Source organism: Gynuella sunshinyii YC6258 (assembly GCF_000940805.1).
GTDB classification, from domain to species: domain Bacteria; phylum Pseudomonadota; class Gammaproteobacteria; order Pseudomonadales; family Natronospirillaceae; genus Gynuella; species Gynuella sunshinyii.
On record NZ_CP007142.1, the window covers coordinates 2761915 to 2783232 of the forward strand.

At 44.1% G+C, this 21318-nt stretch carries 26 protein-coding genes; 18 read left to right on the forward strand and 8 right to left on the reverse strand.

Going from position 1 to position 21318, the window contains the following annotated elements:
• The first annotated feature begins 85 nt into the window (after positions 1–85).
• The 5 genes from YC6258_RS12070 to YC6258_RS12090 all read left to right on the forward strand — a co-directional run bounded on the left by YC6258_RS12070 (position 86) and on the right by YC6258_RS12090 (position 6902).
• On the forward strand, positions 86–3994 hold the full coding sequence (locus YC6258_RS12070) for a DUF6531 domain-containing protein (protein WP_044617216.1): 3909 nt from the start codon (positions 86–88) through the stop codon (positions 3992–3994).
• Positions 3995–4203: 209 nt separating this feature from the next.
• Positions 4204–5322, forward strand: coding sequence for an RHS repeat-associated core domain-containing protein (locus tag YC6258_RS12075; protein ID WP_044617217.1), 1119 nt, complete (start codon positions 4204–4206; stop codon positions 5320–5322).
• 14 nt (positions 5323–5336) lie between these two features.
• Positions 5337–5780, forward strand: coding sequence for a hypothetical protein (locus YC6258_RS12080; protein ID WP_044617218.1), 444 nt, complete (start codon positions 5337–5339; stop codon positions 5778–5780).
• Positions 5781–6093: 313 nt separating this feature from the next.
• Complete coding sequence (locus YC6258_RS30595) at positions 6094–6414, forward strand: HNH endonuclease signature motif containing protein (protein WP_211264671.1); 321 nt, start codon at positions 6094–6096, stop codon at positions 6412–6414.
• A gap of 11 nt (positions 6415–6425) precedes the next feature.
• Positions 6426–6902, forward strand: coding sequence for an SMI1/KNR4 family protein (locus YC6258_RS12090; RefSeq protein ID WP_044617220.1), 477 nt, complete (start codon positions 6426–6428; stop codon positions 6900–6902).
• A 365-nt stretch (positions 6903–7267) separates the two neighbouring features.
• On the opposite strand, the gene YC6258_RS12095 is transcribed toward YC6258_RS12090, so the two are convergent.
• Entirely contained in the window at positions 7268–7645 is a 378-nt protein-coding gene (locus YC6258_RS12095; protein WP_144407625.1) for a hypothetical protein, read from the reverse strand.
• Positions 7646–7657: 12 nt separating this feature from the next.
• Here YC6258_RS12095 and YC6258_RS31180 point away from each other — a divergent pair, with 12 nt between their 5' ends.
• Entirely contained in the window at positions 7658–8365 is a 708-nt protein-coding gene (locus YC6258_RS31180; protein WP_281176354.1) for an RHS repeat domain-containing protein, read from the forward strand.
• Positions 8362–8790, forward strand: coding sequence for a hypothetical protein (locus YC6258_RS12105; protein ID WP_044617222.1), 429 nt, complete (start codon positions 8362–8364; stop codon positions 8788–8790). Before YC6258_RS31180 ends, YC6258_RS12105 begins: the two co-directional genes overlap by 4 nt.
• Positions 8791–8915: 125 nt before the next feature.
• Here YC6258_RS12105 and YC6258_RS12110 read toward each other — a convergent pair whose 3' ends face one another.
• Positions 8916–9239, reverse strand: coding sequence for a hypothetical protein (locus YC6258_RS12110; RefSeq protein WP_082070675.1), 324 nt, complete (start codon positions 9237–9239; stop codon positions 8916–8918).
• 12 nt (positions 9240–9251) lie between these two features.
• Between YC6258_RS12110 and YC6258_RS12115 the strand changes: the two genes are divergently transcribed.
• The 11 genes from YC6258_RS12115 to YC6258_RS12165 all read left to right on the forward strand — a co-directional run bounded on the left by YC6258_RS12115 (position 9252) and on the right by YC6258_RS12165 (position 16630).
• Positions 9252–10004, forward strand: a complete 753-nt coding sequence (locus YC6258_RS12115) for an RHS repeat domain-containing protein (RefSeq protein ID WP_052830236.1) — start codon at positions 9252–9254, stop codon at positions 10002–10004.
• On the forward strand, positions 10005–10388 hold the full coding sequence (locus tag YC6258_RS12120) for a hypothetical protein (RefSeq protein WP_044617224.1): 384 nt from the start codon (positions 10005–10007) through the stop codon (positions 10386–10388).
• Between the two features lie 390 nt (positions 10389–10778).
• The gene (locus YC6258_RS31185) at positions 10779–11774 is read left to right on the forward strand and encodes an RHS repeat-associated core domain-containing protein (RefSeq protein ID WP_082070677.1); all 996 of its coding nucleotides are present in this window, start codon (positions 10779–10781) and stop codon (positions 11772–11774) included.
• Between the two features lie 14 nt (positions 11775–11788).
• The gene (locus YC6258_RS12130) at positions 11789–12232 is read left to right on the forward strand and encodes a hypothetical protein (protein WP_044617225.1); all 444 of its coding nucleotides are present in this window, start codon (positions 11789–11791) and stop codon (positions 12230–12232) included.
• 56 nt (positions 12233–12288) lie between these two features.
• Positions 12289–12552 carry a transposase gene (locus YC6258_RS12135; RefSeq protein WP_044617226.1) on the forward strand — a complete coding sequence of 88 codons (264 nt, stop codon included), beginning with the start codon at positions 12289–12291 and terminating at the stop codon, positions 12550–12552.
• Positions 12553–12808: 256 nt separating this feature from the next.
• Positions 12809–13537: an RHS repeat domain-containing protein gene (locus YC6258_RS12145; RefSeq protein WP_211264672.1), complete on the forward strand. Its 729-nt coding sequence runs from the start codon at positions 12809–12811 to the stop codon at positions 13535–13537.
• A gap of 13 nt (positions 13538–13550) precedes the next feature.
• Entirely contained in the window at positions 13551–13940 is a 390-nt protein-coding gene (locus YC6258_RS12150; RefSeq protein WP_044617228.1) for a hypothetical protein, read from the forward strand.
• Between the two features lie 52 nt (positions 13941–13992).
• The gene (locus tag YC6258_RS12155; protein ID WP_044617229.1) at positions 13993–14184 is read left to right on the forward strand and encodes a hypothetical protein; all 192 of its coding nucleotides are present in this window, start codon (positions 13993–13995) and stop codon (positions 14182–14184) included.
• Positions 14185–14205: 21 nt separating this feature from the next.
• Positions 14206–14634, forward strand: coding sequence for a hypothetical protein (locus tag YC6258_RS30600; RefSeq protein ID WP_211264673.1), 429 nt, complete (start codon positions 14206–14208; stop codon positions 14632–14634).
• Positions 14585–15037: a DUF2947 family protein gene (locus YC6258_RS12160; protein ID WP_044617230.1), complete on the forward strand. Its 453-nt coding sequence runs from the start codon at positions 14585–14587 to the stop codon at positions 15035–15037. Before YC6258_RS30600 ends, YC6258_RS12160 begins: the two co-directional genes overlap by 50 nt.
• Before the next feature lie 366 nt (positions 15038–15403).
• On the forward strand, positions 15404–16630 hold the full coding sequence (locus tag YC6258_RS12165; protein WP_044617231.1) for a hypothetical protein: 1227 nt from the start codon (positions 15404–15406) through the stop codon (positions 16628–16630).
• A 67-nt stretch (positions 16631–16697) separates the two neighbouring features.
• On the opposite strand, the gene YC6258_RS12170 is transcribed toward YC6258_RS12165, so the two are convergent.
• The 6 genes from YC6258_RS12170 to YC6258_RS12195 all read right to left on the reverse strand — a co-directional run bounded on the left by YC6258_RS12170 (position 16698) and on the right by YC6258_RS12195 (position 21317).
• Positions 16698–17102: a hypothetical protein gene (locus YC6258_RS12170; protein WP_144407626.1), complete on the reverse strand. Its 405-nt coding sequence runs from the start codon at positions 17100–17102 to the stop codon at positions 16698–16700.
• 100 nt (positions 17103–17202) lie between these two features.
• Positions 17203–17523, reverse strand: coding sequence for a hypothetical protein (locus YC6258_RS12175; protein WP_144407627.1), 321 nt, complete (start codon positions 17521–17523; stop codon positions 17203–17205).
• 344 nt (positions 17524–17867) lie between these two features.
• The gene (blaOXA, locus tag YC6258_RS12180) at positions 17868–18635 is read right to left on the reverse strand and encodes a class D beta-lactamase (protein WP_044617234.1); all 768 of its coding nucleotides are present in this window, start codon (positions 18633–18635) and stop codon (positions 17868–17870) included.
• Between the two features lie 97 nt (positions 18636–18732).
• Entirely contained in the window at positions 18733–19116 is a 384-nt protein-coding gene (locus YC6258_RS12185; protein ID WP_044617235.1) for a DUF5071 domain-containing protein, read from the reverse strand.
• Between the two features lie 432 nt (positions 19117–19548).
• Positions 19549–19875 (reverse strand): hypothetical protein, encoded by a 327-nt coding sequence (locus YC6258_RS12190; protein ID WP_044617236.1) that lies wholly within the window; start codon positions 19873–19875, stop codon positions 19549–19551.
• A 305-nt stretch (positions 19876–20180) separates the two neighbouring features.
• A complete protein-coding gene (locus YC6258_RS12195; RefSeq protein WP_044617237.1) occupies positions 20181–21317 on the reverse strand; it encodes a hypothetical protein in 1137 nt (378 codons plus the stop codon).
• Position 21318 lies beyond the last annotated feature (1 nt).

Genomic DNA, 21318 nt, shown 5'->3' on the forward strand with positions numbered 1-21318 from the left:
GGTCTGCTTCGCGGAATGCCATACATGCATAAAATAGTATACCTTGGAGTTGAACGCTTAGTTTCATCACGGACAAGGACACAAGATGAGCGATTCCTATTGGGGACTACCCGGGGATGATGAGCTGTATCCCAAATACTCCGCTAAACCGACTATTCCTACTGAACCGCCCAATACCAGATTTTCCGGTAATAAAGACATCGTTTCACGCCTGCCCACAGACGTTCGCAGTAAACTGCCTGGTCACTGGTCTGACTGGGGTTGCATCACCACGGGTGAGGCACAGCGATGGCTCAGTTTCGATCAGGATATATTCCGTATTTATGTCCGTGATGGCAGTAGTTATCGTCTGTCACGCTATGCATCCGTTAATAGCTTCAGGAATACAGACAGCACCCTGTTTTTGTTGCGTGACTGTTCTGTAACGCGCAGTCAGACAGGCGTTCATCACAGCGGTAGTCCTGGCGCTGAGTCATCCTCAACTCCCCGGTCTTCAGGGCCCGAAAATCCAAGTCTGACTTACTTCCAACCAGCACCTGTTGTCACCCGTAGAGATCATGATCTGTTGTTGAACTATACCGATCAGGATGGTGCATCGGTACCTAAACTCAAATACCTCGTTACCGTCGATGGCGTGGCCTATAAAGGCCAGCTCAATGAGGAAGGCAAAGCCGAAATCAAGCATCTGCCAGATGGTGAAGCTGAAGTGTCGTTCTCAGTGGACGAGGCTGAGATAAACCGTATTCGCACCGAGTTTAAATCCACTCTTTCAGAGATGATCGAAGATCGCCGTGAGCGTAAACAAAGGCTCGATAGCCTGCTGATGGAATACAACGCAGCTGAGCGTGGCATGATTCTGGGAGTGGCGTTTTTACATGGGTTATTTGATGAGTCAGTAGAAATCGTTGAAGGCGTGATTGAGCCTTTTGTCAACATCGCCACCGGCACTCAGAAACTTATGGCGGCACTGTATGACAAACTCGCCGATGGCTACAGCCTCGATGAACTCAAGGACGATTACGTCACCGTCTGCAGTGAGCTTGGCGAAGCAATCGATCAGGCTCGCCAGACCTATACCATCTTAAAATGGCTGGCCACCGATGCCGAGGTCTGGAAGGCGCTGATCCATTTTCCCAAAGACTGGTTTGGCTCCATGTCCCGGGTTGAACAGCACAGGTTTTTTGGTGCAGCGGCGCTGGAATTGATTTTGATCATTGCTGCGGCAGTCGCCACCGGTGGTGTCGGCGCGGTTGTCGTAGCCGGAACCAGCCTGCTGAGCAAATCCCGCCATCTGGTGCGCATGGCCGAACTGCTCAAAACACTGTTCCAGTACCTGACCTTTAAAGACCGCCTGCCTAAACCCATCCGCTTGCGCCTGGAAAAAGACAAACACCACGCCAATGGCCAGCATCAATACGAGCAGGACGATCTTAATCCTAAGAATGCTCAAGATACCCAGCATCAAAGTCAGAACGATAACGGAGAATGTTCACCAGTCAATGCCAGGTGCGATACCAAAGGTCACCCAATCTCCATGGTCACCGGTGAAGAAATTACCGAAATTACGGATTTCAGTTTACCCGGTCCAATACCGCTGATCTGGAAGCGGATTTACCGCTCCAGCGCCATTCGCCGCAAAAGTGAGCTTGGCTATGGCTGGAGCCATCCCTGGGATCTTACTCTGACTCAAAGCACACAAATCATTGAGATCCCGGCGGATCAGGACGCCCAGCCTGCGACTATGACTGAGCAGACCGTGATGACAGTGCGCACTGAAGAAGGATTATCCGCTGCGTTTCCGATTCCGCTGAATGACGCGTCATCCTCGTCTGTGCATAACATTCACCATCCATGTGGTTTGCAACTTCAGGTCATCGGTGATGATTTCAGTCTGATCAACAATGGTCTGGTCTATGAATTTGAAACTCGTCCCGGTACGGTGGATCAATATCGCCTTAGACAAGTACACAGCCGTGACCATGTTCATCACTGGAATCTGCACTATCACCCGGCAAACGGACAACTGATTTACGCAGAATCGAGTTGGGGACAGAAGCTGTTCTTTGAAGTTGACCAATATGGCAGTTGGCGTGCTATCAAAACTCTCTATGGCGTCAACAATCAGAACCCGGACGATGTCGAAAGCGGGCGATGTCTGATCCGTTATCGTGTCAACCGGAATGGCGATTTAATTGCCAGCAAACAACCTGGCAAACCCGGTGAGCAGTTCCGTTATGATCATCACCTGTTTGTCCGTCATAAAACCCCCAGCGGTTTACGTTTCGGCTTTGAGTGGAATGAGTTATCACCCCATGCCCGTTGTGTCAGACAATTTGCTGAAGATGGTCATTATGATTATCGGTTTGCTTGGAATATCCGACCCAACACTCATGAAGTGACCGACGGTCGAGGCTGTGTTGAAGTCTATGAGAATGATGATCATGGCCGGAAAATTTACCGTATGGATGGTGAAGGCCATGAGCAACGCTGGTCCTATACAGACAAAGGCGATATCGCTTATTACATCGATGGCAATGGCGGTGAACACGACTATGAATATGATGACCAGCAGCGCCTAATCCGTTATACCGATCCCGCCGGCCAGATACAAACAATCGGTTACTGGCGTGAGACACATTTTCCCAGCCACATCACCAGGCATTGGCAAGGGGGGACAAATGGCGGACCCGATACCAGTGAGACGACTCATTATCTTTATGACGCCTTTGATCAGCTTATTCGTGTCAAACATCCAAGCGGTGAAACCGAACACTGGGACTACCATGGTCAGACCCTGCAGCGCTATATTGACCGTCAGGGTCGATGCCACCAATATTTCTGGAATAGCCGCTGGGGAACTTTAAGTGAATACCGGTTGTTCCATGAAGACGTACCATATCCGAGTTCGGAATTACCCGATTCTCTGAGTGAGGCTAAAGGTATCTGGCCACACGATTCTAAAACCGATACCGGGCCCTCCAAGCCCATTCAGCAACTCTGGTTCGATTATGACGAACAAGGCCGTCTGCACCGCCAGCGCAGTCTGCACGGCCAGGATGACCAGTTTGTATACAACGATCAGGGACAACTGATTCTCAAAACCAACGCACAGGGACAACACGAAAAATATACCTACGACCGCATGGGGCGCGTGATTGCCTATACCGATCAAGCTGGTCGTATCACGCAACGTCACTACGGTGCCTACGCACAAATCCTCGCCCAGACCCTACCGGATGGAACCCGGCTCAGCTACGAATACGATCAGGAACGCAACCTTACTGCGATCATCAACGGCAATGGTCAGGCACACCGGTTTGAATATGATGGCTGTGAACGCATTAAGACCGAAATAAGTGTCGATGGTCGTACGATTCATTATCGCTACAACGGTACCGGCAAGTTGATTGAACAGCGTGAGGGAGAGATCACAGCAACCTTTGAACGAGATGTATTGGGCCGACTGATCAGCGAACACTATCAGCATGCCAGCGACCCGACCAAAAATATCGTGCAAGCCTATCAGTATGATCGCAATGGCCGGCTTATTGGCGCGGTAAATGAACATGCCAAAGTTGAACTGGGTTACACCGTACACGGCCTGTTGTCGAAAGAACACACCAGCCAGCGCTTTGTCGACTATAACGGTGAATGCCAGTCATTTAAGCACGATATCGATTTTGTCGAATACACTGACGCAGGCTATATCAGCTCAGTGCGTTACTCCGCACACCAGCCCTATCAGCGTGGTGGGTACTTCGACTTTATTCATCGCGACAGCATCGGTCAGGCGTGGACGTTTGAGCAGAATTACGCCTGGAACGTACGCGGTATGCTGAGCCGTATGAGTGTGCGCCCACATGAAGCCATATCACCTGTATCGTTGTTTGATCAGCAGTTTAATGCCCATGATCAATTAGCTAAGCGTCATCAAGGCCAGCATACCGCGACCTGGAATTTATTACGTCGCTGCAGAACGACTCCAATCGTCTGACCCTGCATGAACGGCACTATCATTACGATACCAAAAACCGTATTGCCGGAATTGACGAACTGCATGGCAGTAGCCGCTACCACTACAACGATCTCGATCTGCTGACCAAAGTTGAAGATCGGGAAGGTCAGCAGGACCTCCATTTTGATGCTGCTGGCAACCGTCTGCCGGAAGGCTTAACCCGGCTCGACAATAATCGCCTGCCATTTATGGGTGACCGGCATTTCAGCTACGATGAATACGGCAATCTTGTTCAGATCAAAAAAGGTAAAGATCAAAAGATCGTTCAAAGCCTGGAATACAATGCCAAGCATCAACTTATTAAATTTGAAGAACGCATCAACGGTACACTCAAACAAGCGCTGACCTTCCGCTATGACCCATTTGGCAGAAGGATCGAGAAATCCGTCTTCAAACAGGACAAACCCGAACAACAAACCGAATGGGCGACAAACTACAAACGCTATCGCACCCATAACCAACCCGATCTCTGGTATCAATACGCAGAACGCTATGTCTGGAACGGCGGCAATCTGATTCAGACGCGGCACATCGATTGTAATCTCAATAACCGAACCTTCCAGCAATACTACCTCTACGAGCCTTACAGCCATAAACCGGTGGGCTTGTATGATTATGAACTGGGCCTGCTGGATATCGAAGCTGATCATCTGGGCACCGCCAAAGCCCTGTACAGTCATGAGACCGGAGAACAACTCTGGGCGACTGAGCATGAGGTTTATGGTAAGACCAAAAACAGCCAAAGCCATAAAACCCACCCCAAAAACGGCTTTGCAGTTGATCCGAAATTAAGATTCGCCGGGCAGTACGAAGATATCGAAACCGGGTTGTATCAGAACTTTAATCGGTATTATGATCCCCGGACCGGGCGGTATATCAGTCATGATCCTATTGGACTGGCTGGCGGATTGAATGTTTATCAGTATTGTCCGAATCCAGTTGAATGGGTTGATCCGCTGGGGTTGAGTTGTAAGGAAATAGTTTCAGTTGCGGAAGGGGCCACTCCCTATGAGGCCTTTGGTAATGCAAGGCAAATGGCGCGGGAAAAGGCTGGGCTAGAAGACGACGCCATTCCATTTGTACAGGAAATAGGTCCTCACAAAGGGCGCGTAACGGGAATGCAGTCACCAGATGGTACAAGAGGTTGGCGGATAGATTTTGACCCCAGTTCTGACAAAGGATTCCATATCAACTGGTGGGTTAAAAATGGGCTTAAACGGAAAGACTGGACTCTAGGAGCAGTCAAGGTTGATGGGGCATCAAAGTCTGACTACCTAAGTATTTTAGAGCACTTCCCTCACACTTAACTTGTGGTCAAGTAATGAACATCGTAGATATGCCGGCGATACGCGATCTCCTAAAACGCGGAAACGCCAGAGTAGAGTCAATACAGTTCTCTTCGTGCTTTGATGAGCACGTCACCCAACTTCCGTGGGAAATTAGCGGAAATCGGCTTAACTGGTCTCAGGTACCAAATTCGACTTGTATTGAATGGGATGAGTGTTCTGATCCAGAAATAAAAAGTTTTATTAACCGAACAACGCTCGCCAACTACAAGGAAGTGGCTGTAGTATTTTCTGCGAAACAGCCTGCATTAGTGTGTTCGTATGACTTCTTTGCAGATAATCTGGATGTATTCTTTTTCCACTTTCCTGGACCAGCATACTTTGTCGGATACCCAAGGGGGCGGGCTGAGAGCGATGCGCAATGGGATTTTCTTGAGATTGAAGTAGGTGGGAAAATTTGTGGTTTCAAGAGAAGTTAATGCCGACTACTCACCATTTTAGTCCGATGAGATGGAGTGAGCATTAGAAGGACCGTTACTTCCAGGGCCAGAGTGAGGATCAGGAAACCGCCTTTACCAGAACTGCTACCGGTTCTATGATCCGGATGTTGGCCGCTGCATCAACCAAGACCCAATCGGCATACTTGGTGGGCTCAATGCCTACCAGTACTGCCCAAACCCTGTTAGTTGGATTGATCCCCTTGGTCTGTCAAAATATCCTGGTGTTGATTTTACCGACTCTCCCGATCTGTATCCTGTTGGAGAAGGACAGAAAAATATTGTCAAAATCCAAATGCAAGGCACTCGAGGGCGAGATTTCACTCAGGGATTTAAAGAAGCCTGTATTTCTCCAAAAGATACAAAAGGATACACATGGCATCATGTGGATGATTTCAACTCAGAAACCGGCTATACAACGATGCAGTTGGTTAAAGCAAAAGCGCACGAGGCTACCCTACCTCATGGCGGTTCTGTTTCACAGTTTGAAAAGGCGTTTGGGATAGAATATGGATCTCAAGAGGCAGTAATTATTTCTCAAGAACAAGGATGGTTACGAGGAAAACCTCCAAAACCAGAAAATCAACAAAAGAAAAACAAAGGCGACTGTGGTTAAGGTGAAAAGAAATGACAACAACGACATTTTCTGATATCGGATCACAACTTTCTAAATCTGATCTTGCTGAAATAGAAAAGCGGCTTGGTTTTCAACTACCTGATACATTGAAAGTATTTTATTTGCAGACCAATGGTGGGACTCCTGAACCGGATCATTGGATTGGCGATGATGATTTTGAACCAATCTACGTTTCAGGTTTTTTGAAAATGAAGGACACGTCTCCCGGTGAAAGTTCTCTTGAAGATACATATCAAAATGGAATATCTAAAGGGTTTATTCCAACTCACTTACTTCCATTTGCATTGGATTGGGGTAATAACTATATCTGTATTGATATGACAGGTAAGGTTTTTTTTCTGGCGACAGATTCATGGCATGATGATCTAAGTATGGAAGATAATGTCAAAAAAAATACCAGATTGCTCTGCAATACACTGGATGAATTTATTGATTCTTTGGTGAGTGAAGATGAAGCATATGGCTAATCATTATTGTTACGGTCCAAACTCCCATCGTATTTTTTCCAGATTATTCATCATAACTTTTGACAAGATTTCACCGTGTTTACCATACTAATGTCATAATATTTTTCCTCTCAGCCAAATAAATATCGTACCGTTTTTCCAAACGGCATCGAACACCCAACCTATTTCCCATCGAACGTTTTTTCACACTCTCATCGTAGCCAGGCTATGACCATTCTGGCTCGGTATGTTGTCTGTCTGTTTTCGTTGTCTTTTTCGATCACCCAAAAACACAAAAAGCCCGTTGAAACGCAACCGGCTTTTCAGTTTTACAGGATTGTTTTGGGTTTATGATCGCATCGCTAACGCACCTGCTGCTGAATTAACTACTCATGACTGCTCCAGTGCGGCTGAATCAGGACATTATTCACATGCCGGATCGTCACCGTCATTTTGTTTTCCCGACAGGTTTCGGCTAGACTGCCATAACACAGATTACAACACAGTCTCAGATTACCCTGTGCATGACGCAGTATGATCTCAATGGCCCCCTCATCAAAGGTATTGATTCCCAGCTTAACGATCTCTAGTGTTACCATCCAAACTACAAACGCTATCGCACCCATAACCAACCCGATCTCTGGTATCAATACGCAGAACGCTACGTCTGGAACGGCGGCAATCTGATTCAGACGCGACACATCGATTGTAATCTCAATAACCGAACCTTCCAGCAATACTACCTCTACGAGCCTTACAGCCATAAACCGGTAGGCTTGTATGATTATGAACTGGGCCTGCTGGATATCGAAGCTGATCATCTGGGCACCGCCAAAGCCCTGTACAGTCACGAGACTGGAGAACAACTCTGGGCGACCGAGCATGAGGTTTATGGTAAGACCCGCAACAGCCAGAGCCATAAAATCCATCCGAGGAATGGCTCTGCTGTTGATCCGAAATTACGATTCGCCGGGCTGTACGAAGATATCGAAACCGGGTTGTATCAGAACTTTAATCGGTATTATGATCCCCGGACCGGGCGGTATATCAGTCATGATCCTATTGGACTGGCTGGCGGATTGAATGGTTATCAGTATTGTCCGAATCCCATAGAATGGATTGATCCGCTGGGGTTGAGTTGTAAGGAATATCTATATCGTGGTGTCCATGCAGAACATCCTGCACTTGAAGATGCACAAAAAGGTATTGTTAAACCTGCTAACCCTTTGAGCAATATTTCACCGGAATTACATAATCAAGGAGGTTATTCCAGTGCAAGCCCATATACATCATGGTCCCATGATCCTGAGGTAGCACGGTCATTTGCAAAATCTCGAGGGGAAGGAGGGGTGTTGCTTCGTGTTCCAACCGGTAAACCAGGGCCAACTGATACATGGTCTTGGGAGTTTTCTATAGATGAATACTATGAGATGGAAGTACTTTTAAAAGGTGAAAGATATGGTGCAGAGGTACTGAAACCGTGAAACTAGTCAGTCTTCTAAAAAACAACCTCACCATCCCTGAGGTATTAAAAAATGAGCTATCTATCTTAGAAAGACAAATACCTGAAAACTTTACTTATAGGAATACTACACCCCTATCTGACATAGCTGTAAACTTTCAAAAAACGATAGAGCTCCAAAAAGAATCCGCAGATAGGCGCAACCATCTCACATTTGGATTTGATGCTTTAAATAATGCTTTACTGGAACTAGAACAAAAACAACCAGTCTTTATGAATATGATTGAATCTGAGAATTGGGGAGGAAGAGTTTATTTTAATGACGAATACATATTACTGGGAATATTTATCGGTAAAAAGCATAACAAGAATTGGGAAACGCCACCAAACTGGGATGGTTCTCACGATATGTTACAAAGGTATAATGAACGGTTCAAAAAGGACTAAATCACTTCCCAAGCTCTTCGAGCAGAAAAAAAGAGCGTTTATTTCAAGTAAAGTTGTACTCCATTCTGACTCAGCTCGGCCAATAGTTCTTTAACAATATAAATAGTATTGATCGCTCATTACGCTCAAACAAGCACTGACAACCTATTCGGCAGAAGAATCGAAAAGCGTGCCAGGAACAACGCTTTCGTGACCGGAGGGAACCCGTAGGGTGAAGTACAGGGAAGTACTTCACAAAAGCTGTCTTCAAACAGGACAAACCCGAACAACAAACCGAATGGGCGACAAACTACAAACGCTATCGCACCCATAACCAACCCGATCTCTGGTATCAATACGCAGAACGCTACGTCTGGAACGGCGGCAATCTGATTCAGACGCGGCACATCGATTGTAATCTCAATAACCGAACCTTCCAGCAATACTACCTCTACGAGCCTTACAGCCATAAACCGGTGGGCTTGTATGATTATGAGCTGGGCCTGCTGGATATCGAAGCTGATCATCTGGGCACCGCCAAAGCCCTATACAGTCATGAGACCGGAGAACAACTCTGGGCGACTGAGCATGAGGTCTATGGTAAGACCAAAAACAGCCAAAGTCATAAAACCCATCCGAGGAATGGCTTTGCGGTTGATCCGAAATTAAGATTCGCCGGACAGTACGAAGATATCGAAACCGGGTTGTATCAGAACTTTAATCGGTATTATGATCCCCGGACCGGGCGGTATATCAGTCATGATCCGATAGGCATCTTGGGCGGATTGAATGTTTATCAGTATTGTCCGAATCCGGTTGAATGGGTTGATCCGCTGGGGTTGAGTTGTAAGGAAATGCCTGTTGGTGGAGGGCATTTACGTGACCCGAGGACAGTCCGGTTTAGCCAAAACACCGTAAATTCCAAGTTTGAAGACGGCAGTACCGTTAATGACCTTATTTGGCACTTTAAAAATGACCCAGAGTACGCTTCTACTGTTGAGTCAATTAGACTTGTTAAATTCAAAGATTTACCTGCCTCAGTTCAATCCAAATTATTAACGCAAGGTGCTAATGAATACTCGGTGTTCTCGCTTGATAATCGAAGATTGTATGCAGCAAGAGAAGCAAAGGTAAAAGTTAATTCTCGGTGGGCTTCACCAGAAGAATTATCCAATATTGATTTAGATAGACGATTTAGTACTTCAAATGGAGGCGGAATACCGAGGGTTAAATAAATGATTAAAAGTATTGAAACACCATTGGGAGTTGTAGCTGGTAGGGATGGAATTTATCTTGACCAAATTGAACAATCCTTTTCTCCATCTACTTTACTTTTTTCAGGTGATCTTAATGGGGACTTATGTGCAAGGAATTCGTGCGAAAAAGAATGGATCCCATATAAATTGAAGTTTCTAAATGTCATTGCATATGAATGCCAAGGTTTAGATCTCTGTTATTGGGAAAAAGACACGCTTTCATGCTTTGACGAAAGTTCAAAACCGTTCTTTGAAGGAGATACAGATTATGGTGATCAGTATCGTTACTTTTACTTATCAACTTATGATTATATGTTCAAAATAGTGGCAAAGAATTATGAGATGGACGTTAATCTTGATTGATAAAATGATAAAGACAGAGTGAGTGGTTTTTACGTGGAATCAAAGGGGTCAGACTCGATTGATTTTTAACTTTGAGCAGTTGAACGCAGACAGCCCCAAGTCCGGGGCTTTTTCTTTAGCCGCTTTGTTTGTGCCAGTCGCCCAGTCCGCGCCATCAGACAACCAACCCCACGGCCCGCCGTCACATGGCTTGCTATCGCCGCTCCTGCGCATCCATGCGCCTGCGGCATTAGTGCATCCGTGCACGTCAAACCCAGCAAGCCAAAGCGCCAACTCAGTTGGTCAGCAGTGGTAGTCAACGGCACCACGTCACAATGCTCGCAAAAGGTTGCGGCCTGCACCTGCGTTCCCTAAGCGCGCAGCTTCCATAGCCCAAGCCCTGCGCGCACTTTGCCCAGCGTAAACCTTGGGTCTTGCCTTACGTTCTGCCCACTTGCCTTCAAAACCCACGGCAAGCGTTCTGCCACTCCAGGCTGTTACCGTCCAAACTACAAACGCTATCACACCCATAACCAACCCGATCTCTGGTATCAATACGCAGAACGCTATGTCTGGAACGGCGGCAATCTGATTCAGACGTGGCACATCGATTGTAATCTCAATAACCGAACCTTCCAGCAATACTACCTCTACGAGCCTTACAGCCATAAACCGGTGGGCTTGTATGATTATGAACTGGGCCTGCTGGATATCGAAGCTGATCACCTCGGCACCGCCAAAGCCCTATACAGTCATGAGACTGGAGAACAACTCTGGGCGACTGAGCATGAGGTCTATGGTAAGACCAAAAACAGCCAAAGTCATAAAACCCATCCGAGGAATGGCTTTGCGGTTGATCCAAAGCTCAGATTCGCCGGGCAGTACGAAGATATCGAAACCGGGTTGTATCAGAACTTTAATCGGTATTATGATCCCCGGACCGGGCGGTATATCAGTCATGATCCTATTGGACTGGCTGGCGGATTGAATGTTTATCAGTATTGTCCGAATCCCATAGAATGGATTGATCCGCTGGGGCTGAGTTGTAAGGAGTATACTGGACTCCAATGGAATGACGGTAAATTAGGTGAATATGATGCAGATTGGCGCGGATCAAGTAAGATTCAAAGTGATGCTATCGAGGAGGCATTTAAACAAACAGGATATACCAGAGATCAATTCGAAATATCTAAATGGGGTAAAGATAGATATGGAAAAACATTTCCTGTTGAATGGACGGGGCCAGATGGAGCTGAAGTTAATATCGATTGGCCTCATTATGGCGTGAACAGGAAAGGAGAGTGGGTTACCGGGCCCGATGCCCCTCATGTTGGTTGGCAAGTTGGTAGAAAACAAACCAAAAAAGTTGGTCACATTCTGTTGGATGAAGTTATGGTTAATCGTTAATTTAGGGAATCGAAATGTGGACACCAAAAGAAGAAATCATTACTCACTCTAAAAAACTGAATATTTTATATAAGACACTATCAGAAGCAGATGGTCAGAAATTAAAGAATGAGGTAATTAGTCGTCACCAATTAAGTAGTTCACATCCCAATAGTAGGTTTCTATTCGAGAAACTAAACGATTGTTCATCCACTAATAGGGAGGATTCAATTTCTTTACTAAAAACTTATCCCTATCAAGAAGAAGTGTTTGTTTTTTTTGAGGAAACCAAAGATAAAACTGTATTTTCATTTAGACACTTAAAAGATTTTCTAAGTGTTTATAGGGATTGTGCAATTTTTACGGTATACATTACAGGCGTAAATTTTGATTTCTTAATATCTTATACATCAGAATTGACTCTCGTATGTAATGCTATTGCTGCTGATTGGCTTGACAGCCTGCTAGGGCAACTCTGAAAAATACAAAAAATCTGCGATCATCCAACCATGATCGATCCATAGAGGAATGCATGATGTCCCTACTCAGTTTTTCAGATGCGGAAGGCCAAGCGAAATGTAAGCAGACCCGACGTAAAAAGTTTCTGACTGATATGGACACATTATTACCCTGGACTGAGATGGAAAAGCCTATCCGGCGTTATTACTCCAAATCCCTCAAAGGCCGCAAACCGTTTCCCTTATCCAGCATGCTTCGGAGCGGTTTCTGGTCGTTATTTACGGATGAAACCGTGGTTCGCGAAACGTTAAGAGTATCCACACGGAGTACGGTTGGCTGAGGGGATTGCACAAGACACACCTTTGCTTCACGGTTCAGTCCAGATGTAGAAGGCGTATTCTCCAAAAACCGAATGGGCGACAAACTACAAACGCTATCACACCCATAACCAACCCGATCTCTGGTATCAATACGCAGAACGCTATGTCTGGAACGGCGGCAATCTGATTCAGACGTGGCACATCGATTGTAATCTCAATAACCGAACCTTCCAGCAATACTACCTCTACGAGCCTTACAGCCATAAACCGGTGGGCTTGTATGATTATGAACTGGGCCTGCTGGATATCGAAGCTGATCACCTCGGCACCGCCAAAGCCCTATACAGTCATGAGACTGGAGAACAACTCTGGGCGACTGAGCATGAGGTCTATGGTAAGACCAAAAACAGCCAAAGTCATAAAACCCATCCGAGGAATGGCTTTGCGGTTGATCCAAAGCTCAGATTCGCCGGGCAGTACGAAGATATCGAAACCGGGTTGTATCAGAACTTTAATCGGTATTATGATCCCCGGACCGGGCGGTATATCAGTCATGATCCTATTGGACTGGCTGGCGGATTGAATGTTTATCAGTATTGTCCGAATCCGGTTGAATGGGTTGATCCGCTGAGGTTGAGTTGTAAGGAGGTTCCATGGTCGAGTGCGTCAGTAAAACGAGCAGCTGAGGCTTTAGAGCGTGGTGAAACACAAGTTTCTGTCAGGAATAGGCAAGAAGCTGAGGAGATATTTATAGGGGTATTTTCTGGGAAAGGATACCATAATGCAGAAGCCTTTAACTCAGTTACGGCGAAAGAATTCTTTAGGACGATAGACGGCAAAGAGCCTTATTATCACTGGGACGATATACCCGTTTCAAATATTGAGACAAAAAAAGTTTATATGGCTAATCATAGCCCTGATGATCCTCATTCGGCGCAACCACACTTACAACTTCATCCAGTAGATGGAAAGGTCATAAGAATTTATTGGCCTTCTAATTTTTAATGAGAGAAAAAATATGGGGATTAGAACCGATATTCCAGCCAAAATATGGAACGGTATTGAAAGGGGCTCTTACACCTTAATAGCACAAGAAGCTATGCCTTCTGGTGAACATTTGAGACGTTGGATTGCAATTTATGCTGTATATAAATTAGACAAGGATCCAGAACAATCAGTTTACTTGTTCGATTTTCTGAGGAATGTACTTAATTATCGTTATTGTATTGTAGATTTTGAAGTTCCCATTAAATATATCGAATATGCCGATGGAGTATCTGAAAGCCAGCTAGTCAATGTAAAAACATATATGGCTAACACTATTGAAGAACTTTATGTTCGTTTTGAACAACAAGGTATCGATGCTAGTAAGTTTGAGCCTGAATGGAAATGTGAATACCCCTTGTAACACCCTAATCTGAGTACATCCCTTCCATACACAATGGGTTCGTTTATTATTGATGTCACATCAAAAGCTGGATATCGAAGCTGATCATCTGGGCACCGCCAAAGCCTTATACAACCATGAGACCGGAGAACAACTCTGGGCGACTGAGCATGAGGTCTACGGTAAAACCCGGAATGGCCAAAGCCATAAAACCCATCCGAGGAATGGCTTTGCGGTTGATCCAAAGCTCAGATTCGCCGGGTAGTACGAAGATATCGAAACCGGGTTGTACAAGAACTTTAATCGGTATTATGATCCCCTGACCGGGCGGCATATCAGTCATGATCCGCTGGGGTTGGCTGCTAAAAGTGGTGAATGTGGCGATGGCGATGACGATATTAAGAATGCTACTGACTACCCGGTATTAACGCCTAGTACAAGTGCATGGAAAGATGCTTTTAAGCTACTTAATGAAACTCGACCAGAACTCCCATACATGCCAACCTATACAGATATACCATATAAAGCAGGATATGAAATTCATCCAAACGAATCGCACACCAAGAATGCCCCACAAAATAATTTGCCACATATAAAATGGAAAGATTGGAGTCAGGGGAAAAAAGTGGCGGAACCGGTCATATCGTTTTTGAGGAGTAATTCTGATGAAAGATTTTGCGCTGTCGTGGAGATTTACAGACCCAATATACAATGATCTTCCTGAGAAAGATTTAGCATCTATTGTTCCAATCATACCAGAGCAATCGGCTAACCTTTGGTATCGTGTGGTTTCAAAACAATCACATATTCATCTTTCTGATCTGGGAAACTATAAATATCAAGTTTATATTGATACGGAAAATGAAGAGTCGGGTCGAAAATTGTTAGGAAAAAAAATACTGTTTGATGATGACGATGATATTATTTTTTTCTGGTCACCAAAATGTTCTGTTATTACTAAATGGCATACCGTAAAAAAATATTGGACAGACTTTTTTTATCCTGATGATGACAATACTGTTTTTATAGGACCATGCATGTTAATCAGTTATTCTGAAGAGCAATTCTTTATCTATACAAACGAAACAGATATCCAATCTATTGTTCTGGCAATATGAAGACGTCGAAACCGGGTAGTACCAGAACTTTAATCGGTATTATGATCCCCTGACCGGGCGGCATATCAGTCATGATCCGCTGGGGTTGGCTGCTAAAAGTGGTGAATGTGGCGATGACGATATTAAGAGTGCTACTGACTACCCGGTATTAACGCCTAGTACAAGTGCATGGAAAGATGCTTTTAAGCTACTTAATGAAACTCGACCAGAACTCCCATACATGCCAACCTATACAGATATACCATATAAAGCAGGATATGAAATTCATCCAAACGAATCGCACACTATTAACCCGATATGTATACTTGCCGGGTTAATAAAAGCCAGAAGATGTCTAAGAGACACTGTTGTCGGATATATTTAACTATGAAAAAAGTACTCTCAATCGTTATTCTAGCGATTGTCCTTTTAGGGTGGTTTGCTCAGCGTGATGATGAGTTGAGCGAACAGGCCACTCAGCTGATTAGCAGGTTGGAGGCAGACACCGGCAGTGCATCGTACCTATACCTGTATGGAATTTATGCAAAGGAATCTGAAAATCCAGAACAGGTTGGGAGAAGGTTATTAGCAGAGTATCAGAAGTCGGTGGCTGATGAATCGTATGAATTTGTCGCTTATCCGGATTCAGATAGGTTACCACTACCCCGAGGTGAGGCATTCTGTCGATCATGGGAAGACGGTTGTTTGGAATACCTGTTCTCGTCCGAAATAGATGCTGATGCTCTCTTAGCGGAAAACAAAATGCTGGTCTTTCGCTCCAATAAGTTCCATGAATTCAATGAGTATAAAACGCTGTCTGAACCAACCGTCAGTGAAATATATCCTCCCTATCAATACATCACTGCCGCTGAGCGTATTAAAACTATTGAGGCAATATCGTTTTATAAAAATGGAGATGCCAGAAAGGCACTTGATTCCCTGTCAGGGCAATTGATGACTTTAAGGAAGTCAATGGAGTTACAGGACAACTTAGTTGGGAAAATGGTTTTCCTCATGAAACTTTCAGAAATTTTGGATGTTTCGAGTGTAATCTTAGCCAATGAAAATATACGGGCGGAAAATATTCCCAGTTTGAGTGAGTCCGAGAAAAGTTTTTACATGATAGTTGCGCGAGAATTTGGAATGTCTTACCACACCATCCAAAGTCTCGATAAGAACCCGGAATTCTTTGAAGAGGATGCTAACTTTCCTGGCTGGATTACGCGTATGTTGTATAAGCCAAATATGACGATTAATGCAGTCACTCCAATATATATCAGGCTGGAGCGTCTAGCCCGACTATCACCTTCTGAGCTTGTAAAACAGTTTGCAGCCGAAAAAGCATTCAAACCTTCTACTTCAAAAATAAGAAACTACATCGGTGCGGTTTTAATCGAACTTTCACCTGATTTCGATGAATATGTTGCCAGATTTTCAGATTTGGAGGCCAAGCTGGCGCTATATAATCAGGTTCATAACCTGCAGCTGAAACCTGGCGTAATGCATAACCCTTACTATGGCAATGAAACGCCTGAAGAAGTTGACGGAAGTTTGTGTTTTAGCGGCCCGTTAGAAGATAAAAAAAGGTTGCGATGCTTGAGGGTAAAGTTATAGAGCATTAGACATTTGTGGCCTCGGCTGTCAAACCTGAAAATAGAAAGCCGATCCGGAAGATTGCGTGTCAGCTATTCTTTGGCCATTTGATAAATAAGTATCTAGCTGACACGACCACGGTCACCAATATTGCCCAGATGCTCATGAACGGTACCAAAAACTCCTGTAGCGAACCCAGAAACCGCTCTAAATTGCCTGGATTCCCCATGCTTGTCAGGGCGACAAAACTTGTACCTGCCAGAAACATGACCAGTGTTGCGGGAAATAGTTTTACTTTAAGTGCATAACCAAGAGTGATAGTCACCAATGAACATGTGACTGCCATAAAAATATACTGTTTATATAATAGACTTATATAATTATCATCTACGACAAAATAACTCGGTAGCTGACTTATTGGGCCATAAATTCGGCTGAAAATGATTGCCGACATGCATGCAATGAATAAGATAGTTATTTTCAGTGCTTTCATGATGTCAGTACCCATAAACTTAATGAGATGATAAATTTGGTGATATTGCATGAATCATCATTTCAGGCTGAAAAAACCTTGAATTTCAGCTACCTGTTTTTCAAGAGGTATGGATAGTTTTCCATTTCCCTTTAGCCTTCGTGAGCTTGGGCTTACCTTCTTTAATATATCTCTCGTTAGTTTCCTGCATGATTATAACGGCTCGTTCAAGGGTAATAATGGAAGATCCTAAGTCATTCTTTTTGAAAGGCTGTATGTACACATCTTCGCTCTCACCCAAAATGCCGAATCTTACGACTGAAACCGCATCCTGAAAACAATACACTTCTTCGTCTGTGGGTTTGTCGAACAGATTTTTCCCAACGTAAACCATGGGTGTTAATCCAGGCATGGTCATTTTTGTATCTGCGAATGTGAGCATGTAATAAGTTACACCGATTTCTAGGAAACCTCTGAAAAATGGACTATTTTCGCGCAGGACGTTGTCAGCCCCAGTCTCACATCCTCATTTACGCCAGTAAACTGCGGTGTTGCGAGTGGTGCTTCCTCGCCTGCATCAAAACTATTCCTATTTTTCAGAGGCCCCCTAGTTTCATATGCATCCCGCGGGTAAATAACAAGATTAACTTACCTGAAAAAATATCATTATATCTGCGATATACCACAACAAGGACAAGTTATAGAAAATGCTTTTGGTATCTGATTGCAAAGCATCCCAAAAAACAAACCAGAAATTTGTCCGTGTGCCTGCGATGGTAATGTTTGTTAAATGATCCCAGCACTTTTTAGTGCATTCATGGTTATTTGTTTTCTAAGGTACAACTGTTTTGAGTCTTCCACCGCTAAATTGGTCGCGAAAAACCAAGTGCCGGTGTTGTTTTCAATATAGCCCACATACCAACCGACAGGACTTTCCACTCTGCGTGCCCAGCCGCTTTTGGCAAACAGCGAATAATTTTCAGTGTTTTCTACGAGCATAATGTCTTTTAACACAATAAATGCTTTTGGGCTGAAGGGGAGTTCATGGTGGTATAAGCGTTTTAAAAAATTAATCTGTTCAAAAGCCGTTAGTTTTAGTGTGCCATCCAGCCAGAAGTTTTGCAGATCAAATTTGTCTGGCAAGGTGCCATAATTCATAGCTTTTATATAGTCTTTATATTTTTCTGCCCCGACTTTTTTGGCGATGTCCTGGTAGCACCATACGCATGAGACCCGAAACGCAGAGGCGAGTGTCAGGTCTTGATTCCACTCCTTAATATCATACTCTGTTCCATCCCACTCGAAGATGCTGAATTTTCCTGACACCAGGTTCTCGTCCACGGCAATGAGGGTGTTGGGTATCTTAAATGTTGAAGCGACAGCGAGCTGGGTATTTGCCCGTGTTTCGTTGTAAACATACCTTGTAGAGCCATCCAGATTTTCAATGACAATCGTTCCCTCTGCCGGGGAGCTGGAAAAGATGTTCTCGAGGTCTACCTCTTTGCTGAAAACATTCATGGATATAAAACAGATAAATACCAGTAGTTTGTTCATAACGTAACTCTTAGTTGGTGTATGTAGCCTTTATGGCCGTCAGCTAGTGCGAAGGACTATATAATCAGAGCGGAAACAAAGACGCAAAAGTGGTTGGTTATACCTGTTTTTGCGTATAAAGCAACTCACATACAGCCTCATATACTTCTTCTTTAATTTCGCTCTGCGTTGGTTGTGACTTCATTCTGCGTAATTTAAGTTCCAACGATTGATAGACCTGATCGTTCACCATGTATAGCAGATGAGAAACAATCCAGTATTTCCATACCTCGTCAGTGCCATTTAGTACGACCAGGATTGGTTCGACTAACTCTAATCCCAGTTTTGAAAGGCGCTCTGCCACATGTTGGGCGACGGGCCAGTTAATATCCTGTAACCATTCTAATAGCTCATAAATATACGGAATGATCTCGGCATCAGTTACTCTACTCAGGTTTTCACAGGCTTCATCATCGCTTTTACTGTTTGGAATTATTCTCATGGTTCTCCAGAGCATTTAACACTGCTGTAAGTGGGTGCAAAAATCTGGCTGTCGCTTCTTCCGCGCCGTAAAGATCAGGTTTCTGGGCCCTATAGCCATAACTTATTAATCTCGTTTTAATTCATCCATCACAATTTAACCTCATGCCTGGTTTGTGTTCCTCGATAAAACATTAAAAGCGATCCTGAGGACGTTTGATTACATTCATCATCCATGGGTGTTGCAGCCACTTTTGAGGTTCTATTTCAATCATTTCCCAGAGTGTTTTCTGCGGTTCCTCAAGCAACCCGTATTTTTTAGCCATGTCTATTTAACGGGCTCACATTTGTTGTTCATATGTGCCTAATATCTCAGACTAACCTTGAGTTGTTCTCAGTGATTTTTGTGGTCAGAATCTTAACAATTCGATGGGGCAGGGTACAAATACACCCTTCAGGTTTTCGGCCCACGCTTTAACTTTTTCTCAATGGCTGCCCGCACTAAAGGCCAATGTTTCTTGCTTTCGACGGCGTTGGAAAATTCTTGCGCGGCAGACGCATCCAGCATTTCTTCTGCTCTTTTCAGGAACTCAGAGTCACCATCGGTTCGTGCTCTTGAATGGTACTCAATAAACAGCATATATTGAGCTTCAGGATCACCGGTTTTGGCTGCTGTTTCCCATTCTGCTATATCTTGTTCATGGCGTTCTTTGTTTATAGCTTCGTATGGTCTAATTCCGATCTTTTTGAAAGAAAATGCATCTATAAGAGTGAACACCATTTCGCCTAGCGATTTCTCCGCCTCATCAGCAGTCTTTTCTAAAAATATGGAATGTCCAATCTGGCACCATCAAATTCTTCCTCGCGAATGTTGTGAGTATCGTCAACACTCACGGTGTATAGAACGATTTCATTTTTTTCTTCGTCAAAATGAATCAAAATATCTCTCTTTCCGTGTCTCGACACTTCGAAGCCTCTCTTTTTATCTGGTGCCAATGTCGGCGAAAAATAACACGCTGCTGAACAGCTTGTGTTCGACCCTGGCGTGACCAATGCTGTCTTATTGTATTAGAGTCTATACTACGTTTATTGAGAGACTATGGTATCAATTAAAGACAGAGCAGTGGTCAGATTCTCTGATGATTGATCCGCTGCTAAAAGCTCGTTTAAAAATGCTGAAGGTGTCTTCAGTGTGGTCGATATTCTCGGTTTCTCAAAAAAGAGATCTTTCTTGAATAAGGCGAGAAAATAACCATCTTTTGAGGTCATAATTTCCAGCTCGCCAAGCTTCATATCCGCATTCAGTATTTCTTCCAGAGTTAGCGGCGTAAGCCATTTTGCAGCTACTATTGAGTCGGCGACTTCGCAGCAATATCGTTCATTGAATCCAGGTGACAGGCTGGTCCAGGGTTGTAAATCGTCTTCGTTTTGTTTTTGTGAGCAAATGCGCATCTCTGTCATATCGAGTCCAGGCACTCGAATACCAAAAAATGAATCAATGGTTTCATAAGTGGCATTACCATTTTTACCTTTATGTCTTTTCTGAATTTTAATATAAAAAGTGTGAAACTCCTGGTCGTTGGATTTCAGAGTCATATTTCCTGAGTAAAGGCCGCTAAGATCAAGGTACTTATGTTTGGAAAAAAATTTGAAATTATCTGTTAACCACTGTATGAATACTTTATTTTCCTGATGTGGAAGTGGGCGCAGATTCGTGTCTTTGTACCAGTCATACTCAACCAATTTCGTGCTAACAGAGGTGATCAAACGATTAACTTCCCTCTGTTCTACCAAAGCAGAAAACGCTGGTATTGTACAAGCTACCGCAACAATAGCCATGGCGGCTGAGAGCGGAAAGGGAAGGAGCATATGTGCGATAAAAAATAGTGCTATTGGTGTCGCAATCGGTATGTATAGCGAGGTTGTCGGTAACTTCAGTGTTGGGCCAAAATCGAGACAGGGTCTAATTAGCTCTTCAATGTCTTTTGAATAGTCATCAGTCTCCAGATATTTTTTTATGGATATCAGTATACGGTACAACCGGATACTTTCATCATCTGCCCAATGGGTATAAATGCTGTCAATGGTTTTCTGACAGTCATCTGTACCAGTTGTTTGGTCGGAAATACCGTACAGGAATTTTTTGTAGAACCACTTTAAAAACCCGATGTATTTTTTGTAGTACCATTTTAAAAGCTCTATGGATTTGTCGACGATATTCATT